This is a genomic window from Clostridioides sp. LIBA-2809 (genome assembly GCF_056688965.1).
This window is the reverse complement of the sequence record NZ_CP197004.1, coordinates 1,134,498-1,155,091: the sequence shown is the minus strand read 5'-3', so window position 1 is coordinate 1,155,091 and position 20,594 is coordinate 1,134,498. Positions and strand designations below refer to the sequence as shown.

At 30.3% G+C, this 20,594-nt stretch carries 7 protein-coding genes, 1 tRNA gene and 2 rRNA genes; all 10 read right to left on the bottom strand.

Annotated features, from left to right (window positions below; genetic code table 11):
• Window positions 1–40: 40 nt before the first annotated feature.
• The 10 genes from addA to ACTG44_RS05500 all read right to left on the bottom strand — a co-directional run bounded on the left by addA (window position 41) and on the right by ACTG44_RS05500 (window position 20,591).
• Window positions 41–3,868 carry a helicase-exonuclease AddAB subunit AddA gene (addA, locus tag ACTG44_RS05545; protein ID WP_479921446.1) on the bottom strand — a complete coding sequence of 1,276 codons (3,828 nt, stop codon included), beginning with the start codon at window positions 3,866–3,868 and terminating at the stop codon, window positions 41–43.
• Window positions 3,868–7,335, bottom strand: coding sequence for a helicase-exonuclease AddAB subunit AddB (addB, locus tag ACTG44_RS05540; protein ID WP_479921445.1), 3,468 nt, complete (start codon window positions 7,333–7,335; stop codon window positions 3,868–3,870). The genes addA and addB overlap by 1 nt, the downstream gene beginning before the upstream one ends.
• Entirely contained in the window at window positions 7,325–8,155 is an 831-nt protein-coding gene (locus tag ACTG44_RS05535; RefSeq protein ID WP_479921444.1) for a PD-(D/E)XK nuclease family protein, read from the bottom strand. Before ACTG44_RS05535 ends, addB begins: the two co-directional genes overlap by 11 nt.
• Before the next feature lie 111 nt (window positions 8,156–8,266).
• On the bottom strand, window positions 8,267–10,486 hold the full coding sequence (locus tag ACTG44_RS05530; protein ID WP_479921443.1) for an ATP-dependent helicase: 2,220 nt from the start codon (window positions 10,484–10,486) through the stop codon (window positions 8,267–8,269).
• A complete protein-coding gene (locus ACTG44_RS05525; RefSeq protein ID WP_479921442.1) occupies window positions 10,479–12,395 on the bottom strand; it encodes a hypothetical protein in 1,917 nt (638 codons plus the stop codon). Before ACTG44_RS05525 ends, ACTG44_RS05530 begins: the two co-directional genes overlap by 8 nt.
• A 247-nt stretch (window positions 12,396–12,642) precedes the next feature.
• On the bottom strand, window positions 12,643–14,664 hold the full coding sequence (locus tag ACTG44_RS05520) for an N-acetylmuramoyl-L-alanine amidase (protein WP_479918347.1): 2,022 nt from the start codon (window positions 14,662–14,664) through the stop codon (window positions 12,643–12,645).
• A gap of 460 nt (window positions 14,665–15,124) precedes the next feature.
• Window positions 15,125–17,143 carry an N-acetylmuramoyl-L-alanine amidase gene (locus ACTG44_RS05515; RefSeq protein WP_479921441.1) on the bottom strand — a complete coding sequence of 673 codons (2,019 nt, stop codon included), beginning with the start codon at window positions 17,141–17,143 and terminating at the stop codon, window positions 15,125–15,127.
• A gap of 261 nt (window positions 17,144–17,404) precedes the next feature.
• Window positions 17,405–17,521, bottom strand: a 5S ribosomal RNA gene (rrf, locus tag ACTG44_RS05510).
• Window positions 17,522–17,529: 8 nt separating this feature from the next.
• A tRNA-Gly gene (locus ACTG44_RS05505) sits at window positions 17,530–17,603 on the bottom strand.
• 90 nt (window positions 17,604–17,693) lie between these two features.
• Window positions 17,694–20,591: ribosomal RNA gene (locus tag ACTG44_RS05500) — 23S ribosomal RNA — on the bottom strand.
• Window positions 20,592–20,594 lie beyond the last annotated feature (3 nt).

The window sequence follows — 20,594 nt, the reverse complement described above, 5'->3', positions numbered from 1 at the left end:
TCCCCTTCCTCTACCTTTATGTTTAATTTATATAAAAAAACTAATAACAAACAGCTTCATCAACACCAAATAAATATATACATTTTTCTTTTACTGACTTCCCAGTTAGAGTTTCAATAACATCTGCATATAAATCTAGTTGTTTTTTATATTTCTCTATTATTTGGTTTATATTTTCTTCATTTACAAAGTCGGTTTTATAATCAACTAAAACTATTTGATTATCTTCCTCAAAATAAGCATCAACTATACCTCTTAACATGACACTTTCTTTATCATAAAGTTTTTTATCATCATTTTTTATCAATTCTTCATAAATATATATATCTTTCATATTCACTTGTGCATAAATTGATTTTTCTCTATTTATAAGTTCAGCATTCAGCATTCTTTTCCCTATGTCGGAAGCAAAAAACTTATATATTTTATATGGATTTACTATACTAGCTTGTTTTTCTGTTATTACGCCTTTTGAAATAAGGCTTTTTATTTGTAACTTTATATCATTTACAGTATTTACTTTTTTTAAGTCTAAAACTTCCATAACTAAATGGACTATTGTACCTCTTTCTGCTCCATTTATCTTTTCTCTTTCTTCATCATTTTGAATAAATAGAGGTTTTTTTAGTATTACTTTTTGTTCAAAGATAGTATTTATTAATTCTTCTTCATAGTTATTTTGTATTTTTTTTATTTCTGTAACAGATATACTAGCAGGTTTTCTTGTACTAAACTCATATGGATATACATAATTTAATTTTCCTTCTATTTCAGTATAATAATCACTGTCATGCTTATCTACATCTATTTTTTCAAGGATTTCTTCAATACTTTCATTTTCTTCATTAGTCTTTCTTTCTATTAAGACATCATTCTTGTTCCATAGTTTTCCACTCCATTTTGAATTATGGTCAACATTAAAGACTGCATCTAAGCCTACTTCTTCCAATAAATTAGACAAATCCTTATGTTTTAATACACAAGGCATTATCCAATCCAGAAAATTTTTACCTTTTAATATCTCGTATTGTGATATTGTATCCAGACCTTCAATTCCATTTGCCCATCTTTTTATACTATCTTGTATATTTCTAGTAGAACCTGTTATAATTAATTTTTCTTTAGCTCTTGTAAATGCAACATATAAAACTCTCATCTCTTCTGATAAATTTTCTATATTTATTTTACTTTTTAATGCTTCTTTGGCTATACTTGGAAAAGAGATTCGTCTTTCATAGTCCACAAACTGAGGTCCATACCCTAAATTATGATGATATAAAATACTCTTTTTAAAGTCTTGAGTATTGAAATTTTTACCCATTGCAGAACATATAACTACTGGAAATTCTAATCCTTTACTTTTATGGATACTCATTATCCTAACAACATTTGCATTTTCACCAAGTGTCTTTGCACTTCCCATATCAGAACTGGATTTTTTTAATTTTTCTATAAAATTTACAAAGTTGAATATTCCCTTAAAGCTAGTTTCTTCAAATTGTTTTGCTCTTTCAAACAGTACTTTTAAATTAGCTTGTCTTTGACTTCCACCTGGTAATGCTCCAACATAAGCATAGTATCCAGTCTTTGTGTACAAATACCAGATAAATTCGTCGGTACTCATGTACATTGATTTTTCTTTAAAGTCCTTTAATTTAACAAAAAAATCCTTGCTTTTACTTATACATTCTTTACTTGGTACAAACTCAGACTTATTTTCATTTTGATAATCCGTAAACTCGTCATACTCTGATGTACTTTCTAAAACCTCATAAAAAGTCTTATCTTTGTTCTGAATTCTAATATCAATCAAATCCTCTGGCGTAAATCCAAATATAGGAGATTTTAATACAGATATAAGTGGTATATCTTGTATTGGATTATCTATTATTTGAAGTAATGATAATATAGTTTTTATTTCAATTGTATCAAAATACCCTACTCCAACATCTGCATAGGTTGGTATATCCATATTCATCAATTCATCTGCAAACACTGGAGCCCATGCAGATGTAGCTCTTAAAAGAATCACTATATCTCTAAATTCAACAGGTCTATATCCATCAATTCCTTTATCGTATACTTTTTGAATTTTTCCATCTTCGTTAACTTTCATTAAATCTTTGATAATCTTTCCAACCATTCTAGCTTCAAGTTGTATATTATCTAACTTTTCTTCTTCTTCTAATTCATTTTCTTCATTATTGGCATTATCATCTTTATTATTTATAATATCATCATCAAGTTTATTATCTTTTTGTATAAGATGTATTTCTGTTGCTCCACCAACAATAGAGGTTTCATCTGTGTCTAACTTAAAATCAGCTCCCAAATTTAGTCTTTCTTTTTCCGTATATTCAATTTCTCCTATATTTTCGTTCATTATATTTTCAAATATATAATTTACAGCATCTACAACTTCTGCTCTACTTCTAAAGTTTTTATAAAGCATTATTTTTCTATGAGAACTTCCCTTTTTATCATTGTAGTTATTGTACTTTTGTAAAAATAATTCTGGCTTTGCTTGTCTAAATCTATATATACTCTGCTTTACATCTCCAACCATAAACCTATTTGGTGTTTCTGTGTTAGCCACAGCTTTAAGCAATACTTCCTGCACTAGATTACTATCTTGATATTCATCTATAAATATCTCATAAAACCTCTTTCTATATCCCAATGCTATATCAGAAGGTATAATATTACCTTCTTCATCTACATTTGTTAGTATATTTAAGGCAAAATGCTCTATATCATTAAAATCTATTATTCCTTTTTCGCTTTTCTTATTACTATATTCCTCTTCAAATCTCAGTACAATATTAGATATAGGCTTGACTATATTATAAAGATATTTTATTTCTTCTTTAATTGAGTCATTATCTTTATTGAATGTAGCATTTACTATACTTTCTAAAGATTTTTTAGCTTTATCTCTCATAGACTTTGCTTTTTCTTTTGATTCTTTTATATATGAAGGAGCATCTTTCGGGATTCTTTTTATTCCTTTTACATAGTTTTCAAAAGACATACCTGCCATCTTTTCATACGCTTCATTCCAGGATTTATTACATGCTTCTGAAATATCTACTATTTTTTTATACTCAATAGCTAACTTTTCTGCAAAAGTTTCTAATTCTTCTATTGATTCAACTTCTTTTAATGCCTTTTCCATATTTAAACAAAGACCATTAATTTCTATTTTTACAGTATCTAATATAGCTCTAGCCCAAATAGACTGTGAAAAATCAAAATCCTCATCGATATTAAATCTCTCTGCTGAATCAATTAACCATTTTTTAGGTTTAGGAGAAGCCATTGCAAATGAGTATATTCCTAAAATAATATCTTGTACTTCCTTGTCTCCTCCTCTTTCTGCATAACTTTCAACTAAATTTAAAAATCCCTCATTTCTTTCTTCATACAAGGTTTCAAATACATCTTCTATTGCTTCTTGTTTCAAAATAGCACATTCAGTTTGGTCTCCTATTCTAAAATTAGGGTCTAAGTTTATTCTATGAAAGTTTGATTTTATAACATCCAAACAAAATGAGTGTATTGTTGTAATGCTAGATTTATTCAATAGAACCAGTTGATTTTGTAAATGTTTATTTTCTGGATTTTCATCTAGTGATTTTCCTATAGCATCACCTATTCTCTCTCTCATCTCTGATGCAGCAGCATTAGTAAATGTAACAACTAATAACTTATCTATATCGATTGGATTTTCCCTACTTGTTATCATTTGAATTATACGCTCAACTAGTACTGCTGTTTTTCCTGACCCAGCAGCTGCTGCAACCAATAAATTGCAGTCTCTACTTTCTATGACTTCTAGTTGCTCTTTTGTCCATTTAGGAGAACTCACTAATCAACATCTCCTTTCATCATTTTTATTATCTCTTCATTGCTTTTATTGTTTAGAATTTTATATTTATTATCTTTCATAGTTGAATCAAATTGACATATGGCTGAATAATCACAAAAATCACATGATGTTCCATCTTTATGTTTATATGGGGCTATACATATTTCTCCACTCAACATGTCCTCACATAAATCTTTTATAGCATGTTTTACATATTTTCTAAGTAGTTTAAAATCCTCATAAGTTACTGCTGATGTACTTTTACCTACATTTCCATCTTTAGTAAGACCTACTGGTATTACTAAAGAATTTTTTCGTTCTCCATCTATTAATGATTTATCCATTTCTTTTATTATATGTGAATCTTTTATTACAAGCCCTTTCATTCTAAGCTCTTTTAGTATTGCTTCTTGTATTTCTTCATCATCTTTGTCTTCATTAAATTTTGCTATTGGATTATTTATTCTACAATATAATATTGCAGCTGGATTTATATTTATATCTTCACCTTTTACACTTTCAAGGATTGCATCTAAATACACAAGTAATTGTAATTGTAGACCATAATATATTTCTGTCAAACTTATGGATTTATTACCTGACTTATAATCTACTATTCTTATATATTTATTTTCTCCTTCTTTAAATTCATCAACTCTGTCTATTTGCCCAATTAGATTTACTTCTTCTCCATTGTCTAATACTATTTTTATAGGAGGATATTTTCCGTCTCTTCCAAAATTAACTTCATAATCTATTGGCTCAAATGAACCTTGTTTTATTTGTTGACTGATTATATCTACAGCAGTTGTCAACATATTTTTTAATCTATATGCAAGATATTTGTACCTTTCTGAACTATTTAATATATACCCTGGTATCTTTGAAATTATTTCATCAACTATTATATCTATCTTTAATTCTATATACTTTTCATCAATGTCTCTCCAAGATAAATTATCTTGTGAAAGCTCCTTTGAAAATCTATCTAAAATATTGTGAATGAAAGTTCCCAAATCTGGTGGTGTAAATGAGTATTCTTTACGTTTTCGAGCTTTTAAACCGTACTGTATAAAATAAGCAAATGGGCACTCTGCATATTTTTCAAGCCTAGATATACTGAGAGAATTACTTTTATATAACGACCTTATCTTTTTCTCTTCAATCTTATGAACTTGATTAGTATAACTAAGACCTTTTATAACCTTTTTTGTTATGGAACTATACATTTCATCCTTTAGATAATATCTATATATATCTAGCCAAATACTATTAATATCTTCTTTATTATAACTATCACTATCATAATTTTTTATTACATTTATAAGTTCATTAAATGTAGGTGATTTAACAGTTATTTTTTTTAGTACATCTTCATCATTTTGCTTATCTTCTTCTACTAAATAACTTTTATTTTCTATATTTGGAAATATCTTTTTAAGTCTTGATATAATTATTGATGGTCTAAGAGTTTTACCCTCATGGTCAGATATCGGATATGTTATGATTAAATTCTCAGATGTAGAGGTAAGAGCCTTATATACTAGAAATTGTTCTTCAAAACTTCTAGTTTTACTATCAATGTCAACTTCAATTCCTTTACTTCCAAGGCTTTCTCTATCATTATCACTCAATATCCCACTATCCTTTGTAATCAGAGGAAATACACCATCAGTAGTTCCAATTAGATATAAATATTTAGTATTTGGATTTTTCATTCTATCAATACTACTTACAAGTACCTGGTCTATACTAGGAGGAACTAGTCCTAATTCATATTCATCAAAACCTAAAGTTATCAGTTTTATAAATTTTTCTAAAGAAATTATTTCATCACCCATAAGCTCGACCATTTGGTCTAGTACATCCACTACTATATCCCAAACTTGTGAGTATTGATTGGCAACATCAAGTTCCCCTTTGTCTTTAAAATTTACTATTAAACTTTCTATAGTTTCTGGCATATTTATATCTAGTAAAAATTCATATATATATTTACATATTTCTTTTACTCTATTTTTTCCTTTTAATTTTTCTTGTAAAGTGATTATTGGCTCTAATACTCTATTTTTTATTTCATTTATTTTGTCTTTTAATTCTAGCTCAAATTCACTTTCTTCACTAGAAAGACTCTGTGTTATTCTATAATCCCATTTTTCATCAAACCATTTCTTACCTTTAATTCCATTAGCCAGTACATAATTTTCTAGTAAATTTATATCATTATTATCAATTCCTATAAGTCCACTTTTTAAATATCTAAACATAGTCTCATATCCATATCGTCTATTTTTCATTTCTAAAGCTGAAATAATTAAAATAACTATTGGATTACTTTTTGCTTCTCTCTTCTTATCTATAAAATTTGGTATATTATATTGGTTAAATATAGAGTGTACTAAAAAATCATATCTATTTAAATCTCTTGTAGCAATAGTTATATCTCTATATCTAACATTCTTATCTCTAACTAAATGTACAATTTCTTTAGCTATTTCTTCTACCTCTGAATATAAATTATTAAATTCTTTGATTTTTATATTTTCAGTTGGTTTTAAATATGTTTTATATGGATAAGCATTATAAAATTTTTCTAAGTGTTGTAATTCTTTAATTTCCTCAAATCTTTTTATAATACCTGTATTCAAATTTACTTGTGGTAGTATTTTTATTCCTTCTTCATTGCACAATTGAGTTAATTTTGAATAAGTAAATTTAGTTCTAGAAAATACATCTGCTTTACTATATCCAATATAATTAATATCATCAACAGTCAAAGAAATACTGACATTTTTAGTTTTGTTTAATATGCTCTTTATTACATTGTACTGATTTGGTGTAAAACCTGTAAATTCATCTATATAAATACAAGCTCCTTCTAAATAACTACTTAATTCTATCCTATTTGCCAATGAAGTTAGCATATCTTGAGCATCTACGTAATTTTCATGTAGTTTTCCTTCAAAAGAATTATATATCTTACTTATGTCTTTTAATTTTAGGCTTAAAGTCTCATTATCTAATTCTCCAGATATATTCTCTAACATCTCAGGACTTATATTATACTGTTTCATTTCTGATATCATATCTGTAATTGAACTTACAAAACCAGATTGTGACTTTGATTTTGAAAATACATTTAATTCTTCACTTACATCTTCAATTGCTCTATATACCATCATTGCTTTTCCACTAGAATTTATATTTACATCGGTTAATCCTCCTGCTTGAGAAAAAACTATATTACTTAGTGTTTTGAAACTAAGCACCCTAACTCTTAAATACTTATCTTTTTCTTTACCTAAAAATAGTTTACTTACTCTATTTTCAGCCTCAAATGTGTATTGTTCTGGAACTAAAAGTATAATTGATGTAGTTTCATTTTTTTGAGCTTCTCTTTTAATTTCATCTAGTATATAAGTAGATTTTCCACTTCCACCTCTACCTAATATAAACCTAAGTCCCATAAATTTCCGCCTCCAAAATACTATAATCTATTTCTTTACCATTACATAATTTATTGAATTCACAATACTTGCAATGATTCTTGTTTCTATAGCACATACGTTCTTCTTTATTATATACCTTTTCTATATCATTGTATAGATTGTCTTCGTATGTATGTTCTTCATAATTAGTATTCTTTATCATACTTATATAAGTTTGAATTTTATTTTTATTTGCTTCATGCTTTTCCTCGTCATATGAAATGATGATTGGTAGGTCATCAAATTCAGGTTGATAGTATCTCATATTTATATCTTTAACATTTATGTCCATTTTTAAAACTTTTGGGATTACTTCTTTTGCTAAAAACATATAAACAATTGTTTGTATTCTATTTTCTACATTTTTATAGTCAATCTTTTTAGACTCAGTTTTCCAGTCCCATATCTCTATACTGTCTTTTCCAATTACAACTAAATCATACTTTGCCTGTATTATATCTTCTTTTAAAGTCATCCTTACTTCATATTCTGGTAGATATATTTTATCTTCTTTAATAGGAACTACTTTTTTTATATTTTCAATCCATTTTAAAAATTTTTTACTATTTTTATCACCTTCATTAGAATAGATTCCAAGGGGTATATTACTAAAATATCTTTCGCAAATTAAATGAAAATCTCTTCCTGTTTTTAAACTTTCATAATACTCTCTACTACCAATATCATCATTTTTCCAATTTATTCTATCAATATATTTATATTTAAACTTCAATGGACATGATTTATATGTGTTAATTGAATTTTGACTATAAGAAAAATATTTTAATTTATCATTCACTCATATCACTTTCCTCTTAATTTTATTTTTAATAACTATTTACTACTATATATTGTTTTAACTTTTTTCAATCAATATTTTAAACAATATATTGATGTAACTTATCATATATTAATTTGACCTCTTTTCAATAATATGTCGGTTCAGTCTGCTTAAATATATACTTGGTTTTTGCTCTTTTCTTTTATTGCCTATATCATTTTCATCTCTATAAGCACTTCCTGAAAGTACTAACATCTCCTTTGCTCTAGTAATTCCTACATATAAAAGTCTAATTTTTTCATTTATAGAATCAATCTTAGTCTTATGAGCATAATCAGTTGAGATACTTCCTTTTAATATAGCTTCGATTTCTGATTTAACAATTGCCATAGGATTTTTGTATTTTTCTTTTAAATACCATTTATCACTCTGAAATTTTTGATTGATATTGTCAGGGAAATTATATTCAACAAGACCTAATAAAAACACACAATCCCACTCCATTCCCTTTGACTTATGATAATTACATAATGTTATACTACCAGGCTCTGGCTCATATCCATTTATCTCATATACTACATCTATTATGTGATTGAATACTTTATTTTTTACATCGAATAATAAATTATATACATCCTCTAAATCCATATGTATATTTTCTGATACTAGATACTTTATATAAAAAGATATATAATCAAGTACAGCCTTATCTTCTTTTTCTAAATTAAGTTTTTTGCCAATAAATAAAACTAATAAGTCTAACCTTATTATTGGATATTCTAATATATGTTTTATAATATCTATTCCTTTTTTGAAATTCAAATATACCTCACTTTCTTCATTAATTTCTATTAAATCAGTGTCTAACTTACTAAATTCAAAATTGTAGATGATTTCTTCTGTCGAATAGTCTTTTAATACTTCTAAAAAATTCTTCTCATCTGCTTCATTATCAATATTTATAAAAACCTTATCAAGTACATTTATTAGCTTTTCTACATCATCACAATGTAGCATAAAATCAATAATAGATGCTATGTTGTTTATAATCTTCCTCTTACTCAAAGAATTTGGCCCTAATTCTTCAAAAGTTAGATTGTACTCCCTAAGTTCTTTAGCAACTTGTGTAACTTGTTCATTAAATGGGACTAATATACCTATACTTTTATCTGGGTATTTATTTTTTATCCCTTTAACATATTTAGCAGTTTGCTCTATTTCATTTTTCCAACTCTCATACCACTTTACATTTATATTATAATGTTCTGGGTTAGGATTTTCTTTATACCCCATTCCATTTGGTACAGTCTTTATTTGCATATCTTCAAGAGCATGTCTACATTCTTCCTGTCTAAATTCCTTTGTAACATAATCCACAAGAGTATTTGCTAAATCAAGTATATCTTTTGAACTTCTATTTGACATATTCATCCTGTGACAGAAATCTGCATTATTTATAAATTCTTTAAAAAATCTGGGGTCTGATGATGAAAAAGTTCCTGTTATACTCTGATTTATATCCCCAACCCTAACTAAATTTTTATTTTCGCTAGATATAATTTTTATTATATTACCTTGAATTTCATTTGAATCCTGACATTCATCTTCAAAAATATATTTGTATCTAGTCTGAAACTTCTTTCTAAGTGCTTCATCTAAACTCAAAGTTTTTTCTGCTAAAATTAATATATCATCATAATCTAATAATCCATTTTGCTTCAACTTCCTATCATATAACTTATATATTGGTAAAATAATTTTAAGCATTCCTTTATGCCCTCTTGACAATATTTCTTCAAGTTTATCTGGAGAAATACCTTTATACTTAAGTTCACTTATTGCATTTCCTGCAAATTCAAAAAAACCTCTTTCCCAAGCTTCAAGAGTTATTTCTTTCCAACGCTCATCTTTTTGCTCTTTTAGAAACCATCTAAAAGCTCTTTCTCCTCCTTCAAATCTAAATCTATTTATACATTCATTTAATATAATATTTTTTTGTAAATCGTCAGCTATATTAAAATCCTCACTTAACATTACAGCTTCTGGTTTTTCCTTTATTATCTTTACAGCTAAACTATGTATGGTCATTACTTCATATGAACTAGCATCATCTATTTTATTCTCTTCAAGAATTTTTTTTATTCTACCTTTAAAATTATTTACAGCACTGTTCATATAAGTAAGAACTAATATCTTTCCACCTTTATGCTTCTGCTCAAGTAATAGCTTTGCTACTAAGTTTGTTATTATAAATGTTTTTCCTGCACCTGGTACTGCTGGTACCGCCATAGTACCATTATCATAATTTATTATTGGTATCTGATCTTCTCTATAATTTATATTAATCATAATTTTTATCTCCTTTATGTGAGATTTTTAAAAGTATACTATATAACATACTTTCTTGAATATATCCATTAATCGTATACTCACTCTTGTATGCATAAATTTTATTTGCATTTAGTAACAAATTATATACAGTATTGTATAGATAATATTTCTTATAATATTCTTCCATTTCATTTGTATAAATCTTTTTTTCCTCAAAAGATTTTCTAAGTACAATCAAATTGCTTATATCTTTTTCTATTTTCATATTCCAAGCATTACTTCCTATATCTACCCATATTTGTATACTTCTATCTATATTTGATGATATATACGAATAAGGAGTAGTTATTACTATTTTATCTTTAGATTTTAACTCTTCCATATCAACAACAGAGTAATAATCATTTATTGTAGTCTTTAAAGCTTCTATGAATATCTTTTCTTCTTTCATATCAAGTAAACTTATACTTTCACTAAAAGATTCACTTTCAGCTATTATCTTTTTACATAACCCAACATTCTTCTTACCTTCTTTTAAACCTAGCATTTTATCTATATAGAACTGAATTAAAAATTCATGTATTTTTATATCACTTTTCTTCTTTTCTTCAATATACTGTAAAATGTCACAGTACTGACTATATCCATTTATATTATCAATACTTAAATTTCTTGTTTCATTGAGAATTTTAAATGCCTTTATCCTATTTATTTCTAAAAGAGTTTCTAAAAAACTTAAATATTCATCTTCTTTTATAAAATCTAAATGCCCATAAAATATACATGTAGCTACTACCAGTGCATTTCCATATGGATAATCTATAACTTTTTTATCCTTTTTAGTATTAAAAACATCTATATTTTTTTCTATCAAAGAGTCTCTAATCTGATACTCCAATATAGTATTATTTATAGGAGATATAATTGCTATATCTCTTGGAGATATACCATCTTCTATAAGAGATATAATTTTTTCACTTATTAAATCTAACATTTCATTGTACAGTTGGCTTGATTGATTTAATTCCACTTTTGCATTTAATAAGTATAAGTCTTCTATTCCTATGTTCTTCTTTTTAATCTTATCTTTTTCTTGTGATTCAATTTTTGATATTATCTTTTCATTTATATAGTCCATATCTGCATTATTAAATACAGAGTAATCTTTGCTATAATCAATATATATATAACTTTCCAATGCATTATCTAATGCTTTTACAATAAAATCAACTTCTACATTACTTGAATTTTCAAGGCTATCCACTATTATATATCTCACTTCTTTAAATAAGTTTTTTATATAAGAATCATCAGTAAGCAGATATTGATTATATAGATATACACTTAATGCATTATCTAAAATTGAGTTTGATAATAATGAGTCTATATAATATGATATAATTTCATCCATTTGAGTATATGAAAATCTATATATACTATCTCTGTTTTTCTTTGATGAATATATTTTTTCTCCAATAAAATCAAAATCAATTAAATTGAATGCAGATTTGTTTATATTGGTCATTATACTATTTGCTATTGATTTATTTGTTCCTGTAATATCTTCAAAATAACCTTCTTGTATCCTTTTTTCCTTAACTTTTTGTACTATTAAATATTCACTTAAACTGTTTGATATAAATGTTGGAGATACAGGTTTTTTACTTATTTTATTACATTTTTCTATTATGAGTGGCCAATATTTCAATAATTCTTTTTTTACAAAACCTATATATGTTGTTATTTTCAACTCTTCACTATAATCTAATTTTAAAGACCTTTCATATCTTATTTTTGTATTATTATTTGGTACCAATAGAATAATACTTCTTGAATTATTATAGTTTTTTTCTAATATTTCTCTATATTTATCTAAAGGTTCATCTCTATATTCTCTTAAACCACTTTTTTCAAATAAATATTCCACATAATCACCTTCCTCAATTAAATTAAGTGTATATTATCTAATTATATCATATTGTGTATTTTACAAAATACAATCAAATTATTGCATTTAACTACAAAAAAGACTATATATACATAGTCTTGCATTTATATATGCAACAATGTATATACAGTCTTTGATATTGATACACTTATATTTCATTTTATGACTTTAATGTCAATTTCCAATTATAGATTTACATTAAACTTTTAAATCTTTTTACTTATAATTACTTTAATGACTCTTCTATTCCTTTAGCTATTTGTGTACCCATTTCTTTTACTTTTGCTGGCGAGTTTATTAAACTCATATCACTTGCACTATCCAAAAAGGCACATTCTACAAGTACAGCTGGAATATTATTAGTTCTTAAAACATACAAATAGTCTTTTGTAGAGTCATCGTTTAAAGCTCTCGTTTTTATTCCTCTATTAGTAAGTTTAAACTTTTCTAAAATCCTATTTAATATATTTTTAGCTACCGTCTTAGTAGTTCCTCCATTTTTATCTTTAAGTTTATAAAACACTTCTACTCCATGACCTTTTCTATTATTATCACCATTATAGTGTATACTTGTAAATAAGTCTGGTTTAAGTGAGTTAGATAAAGCAGTTCTACTTCCAAGTGATACAGTTTTATCTGTATCTCTAGTCATAATTACATTTATACCTTTTGAACGTAAATATTCAGTAGTTGCAAGTGAAGTATTTAAATTGTAATCTTTTTCAATCATTCCTCCAAATGAATTTCCAGGTGCTGAACCACCATGCCCTGGGTCAATCATAACTGTCTTAGCACCATTATTACTTCCTGGGTCTGTTGGAGTTGTATTATGTTTAGATAGTGATGCTGCTATAGAATTCATTACATTAGAAGTCAATCCTCCGCCTATTTTATATACCTTATTAGCCGATTTAGCCTCTAAATTAGCTTTATGATATGCTGACACATATGTCTTTGGCGTTATAAGAATTGGTGACTTTAAACTAGCAGCTAATGGACCTGCTGCTAAAGCATCAACAAGTTCATCCGATTTAGCTACTAACATAGCTTCTAATTCGGCATCTGGATAGAATTTCTTTATTACATTTGCATTTGTTTCATGTCTATCTGCACCAGATACTCTATTATTAGTAACATTATCCTTAGTTATATCATTTACTTTATTTATAACATTTGTTGATATCATTTGAGGACCACCTATAAAATAAGCACTTTGTAAATCCTCACTCTCCAGCCATTGATATGTAATATTTGTAATACTATCTTTGTCAGCCACTATAATTGGTTGCTTATCTTGACCTGCTTTTGCTGCTATAGTAAGTGCATCTATTTCTCCACCATCCTTACCATTTGTTATATAAACTTTATCTACATCGTGATTTTTATCTATTTCTTTTGCTATCAATAGAGATGTCTCGTATCTATTAGAACCATTTAGACGAGTTTGATTAGAAGAATTTACAGCTGATTTTATCTGATTAACACTAGTTTTAGAAATAGAATTCTCATCTCCAACGATAATTATATCTTTAGGATTTAGACGTTTTAATTCTGCTTTTACACTATCAGGAACATTATTTTTTTCAACTAAAAGTATTGGTGCATTATATGTAGTTGCTAGTGGAGTTGATATAATCCCATCAATACTTACATCTCCATTTATTATAACTACCTTATCTGCACCATTTTTCCAACCTTCTTTACTTATTTTAACTGCTGTTTCATATCTATCACTTCCTGTAAGTTCTGTAATAGGTGCAGAAGTCTTTCTCAAGTATTTATTTACATCTTTTCTTGAAGTTATATCTTCAATTATACATTCCTGCGTTACATTATAGTCTTTTAAATTTAATCCCAGCTTCTCTAGGTCTTGTTTGTTTAAAGTTTTAGGATTATTTGCACTGTTTATTGTTATACCTTGTAGCTCCCAAACATTTTGATATTCTGGGTCTTTATTGTAATTGATAGTACCTTCGTATGCCCCAGTTGATTTGTTGTAATTTAGAGTTGTATCTAATGGCATGTCATAACATTTATATTTTAATGTAATACTATCTGCTTCTGGTTTTTCTTTAAATTTGACACTAACTTTTGATGTACTGCCTAAAACTATACTTTTTTTCTCTAAGCTTATATTTAAATCTGCATTATTTTCCATAGCATTAGATTCGGTAGCAAATGCCATTGTAGGTGCAACAATTGCCATTGAAAGAATTCCTGTTGTTAATAATTTTGTATTTCTTCTCATATCAATCTCCTTATTTAAAATAAATTTCTGACTTAGTCTTCTTAATTTTTTAATATGTCAAAGTGTATCTACCCAAAATTATAAATAATTTATAAATAAATTATAAAAATAAAATAATAAAAAAATAAATGTATTAAATACATTTATTTATCTTCACTATATCACTTATTGTGATAAAAATCCATAAAAAACAAATAATAACACATAATACCTTAATTTTCATCGTATTTTATAGACAAATATCACAACTTTTAATAGTTAATAATATTCTTTATATCTATGAATGTTTTTATATTATACTTAACTACAAAAGGCTATATATACACTTTTTTGCACTTATATGCAACAGTATATATATAGCCTTTCTTATTAATACAATTATATTTTATTTTGTAGATTTAGTCTAAGTTTAAGACCATAATTAATTTTATATTAAAACCTTTAATGATTCTCATTTAGACTATTTTAGCGACTCTTCTATACCTTTACCGATTTGTGTACCCATTTCTTTTACTTTACTTGATGTATTCAATAAACTCATATCTTTCTCATTGTCTAAAAATGCACATTCTACGAGTACTGCTGGCATATCATTTGTTCTTAAAACATATAAATAATCTTTTGTAGCATCAGTTGATAGTGCTCTCGTCTTAGCACCTCTGTTTTTTAGATTGAACTTTTCTAAAATTCTATTTAATATATTTGTAGCTAAAGTTTTAGTAGTTCCACCATTTTTATCTTCAAGTTTATAAAATACTTCCACACCATTTCCAGTTGTATCAGACGCATTATAGTGTATACTTGTAAATAAATCTGGTCTTAAAGAATTAGATAAAGCAGTTCTGTTTCCAAGTGATAGAGTTTTATCTGTGTCTCTAGTCATAATTACATTTATACCTTTTGAACGCAAATATTCAGTAGTCGCAAGTGAAGTATTTAAAGTATAATCTTTTTCTTTAATACCACCTAATGGTTTCCCTGTTGTACCACTATCTGAACCACCGTGTCCTGGGTCAATCATAACTGTCTTAGCACCATTATTATCTGGGTCTGCTGGAGTAGTATTGTGCTTAGATAATGATGCTGCTATAGAATTCATTACACTTGAAGTCAATCCTCCACCTATTTTATATACCTTATTAGCTGATTTAGCTTCTAAATTAGCTTTATGATATGCTGACACATATGTCTTTGGAGTTATAAGTATTGGAGATTTTAAATTAGCAGCTAATGGACCTGCTGCTAAAGCATCAACAAGTACATCTGATTTAGCTACCAAAACAGCTTCTAATTCATCCTCTGTATAGAATTTTTTTATTACATTTGCATTTGTTTCATGTCTATCTGCTCCATATACTCTATTATTAGTAACGCTATCCTTAGTTATATCATTTACTTTATTTATAACATTTGTTGATATCATTTGAGGACCACCTATAAAATAAGCACTTTGTAAATCCTCACCCTCCAACCATTTATATGTATTATTTGTAATACTATCTTTATCAGTCAATATAATTGGTTGCTTATCTTGACCTGCTTTTGCTGCTATAGTAAGTGCATCTACTTCTCCACCAGTAGCATTCGTTATATAAACTTTATCTACATCATGATTTTTATCTATTTCTTTTGCTATCAATAGAGATGTTTCGTATCTGTTAGAACCGCTTAGACGTGTTTGACTAGCATTTACAGTTGATTTTATCTGATTAGCACTAGTTTTAGAAATAGAATTCTCATCTCCAATTATGATTACATCTTTAGGATTTAGACGTTTTAATTCTGATTTTACACTATCAGGCACATTATTTTTTTCAACCAAAAGTATTGGTGCATTATATGTAGTAGCTAGTGGAGTTGATATAATCCCATCAATACTTACATCTCCACTTATTATAATTACCTTATCTGAACCATTTTTCCAGCCTTCTTTACTTATTTTAACTGCGGTCTCATATCTATCACTTCCTGTAAGTTCTGTAATAGGTGCAGAAGTCTTTCTCAAGTATTTATTTACATCTTTTCTTGAAGTTATATCTTCAATTATACATTCTTGTGTTACATTATAGTCTTTTAAATTTAATCCTAGCTTCTCTAGGTCTTGTTTGTTTAAAGTCTTAGGATTATTTGCACTGTTTATTGTTATACCTTGTAGCTCCCAAACATTTTGATATTCTGGGTCTTTATTATAATTGATAGTTCCTTCATATGCTCCAGTTGATTGGTTGTAATTTATAGTCGTATCTAAGGGCATATCATAACATTTATATTTTAATGTAATACTATCTGCATCTGGCTTTTCTTTAAATTTAACACTAACTTTTGATGTACTGCCTAAAACTATACTTTTTTTCTCTAAGCTTATATTTAAATCTGCATTATTTTCCATAGCATTAGATTCAGTAGCAAATGCCATTGTCGGTGCAACAATTGCCATTGAAAGAATTCCTGTTGTTAATAATTTTGCATTTCTTCTCATATTAATCTCCTTACTTAATGTAAATTTCTATTTTGTTTTATAGATTTAGATTTTTAAAATATATCAAAGAGTATCTACCCAAAATTATAAATAATTATATAAAAAATAAACTTATAAAACACAAAAAATAAAAAAATTAAATATATCTAATATATTTAATTATATCCACTATATCATTTATTGCCAAAAAAATCTATAAAAGACAAATAAAAACATATAATAATTGTAGTTTTATTAAATTTTATACAACAAAAAAAGATTACGTGGCTACGTCCTACTCTCCCAGGCAGTTTCCCACCAAGTACCATCAGCGCTAGAGAGCTTAACTTCTGTGTTCGGAATGGGAACAGGTGTATCCTCTCTGCTATTGTAACCACATAATCTTTTGGAGCGGGTGAAGGGGATCGAACCCTCACAGCTGGCTTGGAAGGCCAGAACTCTACCATTGAGCTACACCCGCATTAAATTCTTATAAATTAGCAAAACTAATTTTCTAGAGTTAGCACTCTAAAAACTACACATATATTTTATTGAATGGACATCAAATAATTTGGTCAAGTCCTCGACCTATTAGTATCGATAAGCTAAATACATTGCTGCACTTACACCTTCGACCTATCAACCAGATAGTCTTTCTGGGGTCTTACCCTTGCGGTGGGAAATCTTATCTTGAAGTTGGCTTCGCGCTTAGATGCTTTCAGCGCTTATCCATTCCGTACATAGCTACCCAGCCATGCCCTTGGCAGAACAACTGGTACACCAGAGGTACGTCCATCCCGGTCCTCTCGTACTAAGGACAGGTCTTCTCAAATTTCCTACGCCTGCGACGGATAGGGACCGAACTGTCTCACGACGTTCTGAACCCAGCTCGCGTACCACTTTAATGGGCGAACAGCCCAACCCTTGGGACCTACTACAGCCCCAGGATGTGATGAGCCGACATCGAGGTGCCAAACCTCCCCGTCGATGTGGACTCTTGGGGGAGATAAGCCTGTTATCCCCAGGGTAGCTTTTATCCGTTGAGCGATGGCCCTTCCACGCAGAACCACCGGATCACTAAGTCCGATTTTCATCCTTGCTCGACCTGTATGTCTTGCAATCAAGCTCTCTTTTGCCTTTACACTCTACGTACGATTTCCGACCGTACTGAGAGAACCTTTGAGCGCCTCCGTTACCTTTTGGGAGGCGACCGCCCCAGTCAAACTGCCCACCTGACAGTGTCCCAAGACCAGATTCATGGCCTATGGTTAGAGTCCCAGTACTACAAGGGTGGTATCCCAAGGATGGCTCCGCCAAAACTGGCGTCCTGGTTTCAAAGCCTCCCACCTATCCTGTACATGTAGTACCAAGACCCAATGTCAAGCTACAGTAAAGCTCCATGGGGTCTTTCCGTCCTGTCGCAGGTATCCGGCATCTTCACCGGAATTACAATTTCACCGAGTCTGTTGTTGAGACAGTGCCCAAATCGTTACGCCTTTCGTGCGGGTCGGAACTTACCCGACAAGGAATTTCGCTACCTTAGGACCGTTATAGTTACGGCCGCCGTTTACTGGGGCTTAAGTTCACTGCTTCGATTGCTCTAACAGATCCCCTTAACCTTCCAGCACCGGGCAGGCGTCAGCTCCTATACATCGTCTTGCGACTTAGCAGAAACCTATGTTTTTGGTAAACAGTCGCTTGGGCCTATTCTCTGCGGCCACCGGATGGTGGCACCCCTTATCCCTAAGTTACGGGGTCATTTTGCCGAGTTCCTTAACAACAGTTCTCTCGCGGGCCTTAGGATACTCTCCTCACCCACCTGTGTCGGTTTGCGGTACGGGTACCTTTAACCTCGATAGAGACTTTTCTTGACAGTGTGAAATCAGCTACTTCGCTACTAAATTTCGCTCCCCATCACATCCCAGCATTATCAAAGCGGATTTACCTACTCTGACTGCCTCAATGCTTGGGCACACATAACCAACAGTGTGCTTAGCTTATCCTACTGTGTCATCCCATCTCTCAAACGGTTATCGGTAGTACAGGAATATCAACCTGTTGTCCATCACCTACGCCTTTCGGCCTCAGCTTAGGTCCCGACTAACCCAGGGCGGACGAACCTTCCCCTGGAAACCTTGGGTTTACGGCCTGTGGGATTCTCACCCACATCTCGCTACTCATGCCAACATTCTCACTCCCATACTGTCCACATGTCCTTACGGTCATGCTTCAACCCGTATGGGAAGCTCCCCTACCCATCATAATGATGCCGTAGCTTCGGTAGTAAGTTTTAGCCCCGGAAATCTTCGGCGCAGGATCACTCGACCAGTGAGCTATTACGCACTCTTTGAATGAGTGGCTGCTTCTAAGCCAACATCCTGGTTGTCTGTGCAATCCCACATCCTTTACCACTTAACTTACATTTAGGGACCTTAGCTGACGATCTGGGCTGTTGCCCTTTCGACTATGAATCTTATCACCCACAGTCTGACTCCCAAGTATAAGATGACGGCATTCGGAGTTTGATAGTCTTCGGTAGGTGCAATACCCCCTAGGACATTCAGTGCTCTACCTCCGTATCTCTCACCTTGAGGCTAGCCCTAAAGCTATTTCGGGGAGAACCAGCTATCTCCGGGCTCGATTGGAATTTCACCGCTACCCACAAGTCATCCCCGAGCTTTTCAACGCTCGTGGGTTCGGACCTCCACGAAATTTTACTTTCGCTTCATCCTGCTCATGGGTAGGTCGCCCGGTTTCGGGTCTACGTCAAGTAACTGAACGCTCAGTTAAAACTCGCTTTCGCTACGGCTCCACACCTTAAGTGCTTAACCTTGCTACTTAACGTAACTCGTTGGCCCGTTCTACAAAAAGTACGCGGTCACACAAGAAATGTGCTTCCACAGCTTGTAAGTGCAGGGTTTCAGGTTCTATTTCACTCCCCTCCCGGGGTTCTTTTCACCTTTCCCTCACGGTACTATACGCTATCGGTCACTAGGTAGTATTTAGCCTTGGAGGGTGGTCCCTCCTGCTTCCCACAGGGTTTCACGTGTCCCGTGGTACTCTGGATCATACCTAAAGAATTATTATTTTGACTACAGGATTATTACCTTCTATGATGAGTCTTTCCAAACTTCTTCGTCTATAATGACCTCTTATATATGGTATGTCCACAACCCCAGTAAAGAAAACTTTATTGGTTTGGGCTCATCCGCGTTCGCTCGCCGCTACTTACGGAATCGAATTTCTTTCTCTTCCTTCAGGTACTTAGATGTTTCAGTTCCCTGAGTTCCCCTCATTAAGCTATGTATTCACTTAATGATACTTAGACATTACTCTAAGTGAGTTTCCTCATTCGGAAATCTTCGGATCAAAGTTTACGTGCAACTCCCCGAAGCTTATCGCAGCTTATCACGTCCTTCATCGGCTCCTAGTGCCAAGGCATCCGCCCTGCACCCTTAATAACTTGACCTGT

What these genes read in the sequence shown, in the direction of transcription:
- ACTG44_RS05515 (WP_479921441.1), bottom strand. Translation starts at nt 17,143, where the DNA reads ATGAGAAGAAATGCAAAATTATTAACAACAGGAATTCTTTCAATGGCA.
- ACTG44_RS05520 (WP_479918347.1), bottom strand. Translation starts at nt 14,664, where the DNA reads ATGAGAAGAAATACAAAATTATTAACAACAGGAATTCTTTCAATGGCA.
- addB (WP_479921445.1), bottom strand. Translation starts at nt 7,335, where the DNA reads ATGGGACTTAGGTTTATATTAGGTAGAGGTGGAAGTGGAAAATCTACT.
- ACTG44_RS05530 (WP_479921443.1), bottom strand. Translation starts at nt 10,486, where the DNA reads ATGATTAATATAAATTATAGAGAAGATCAGATACCAATAATAAATTAT.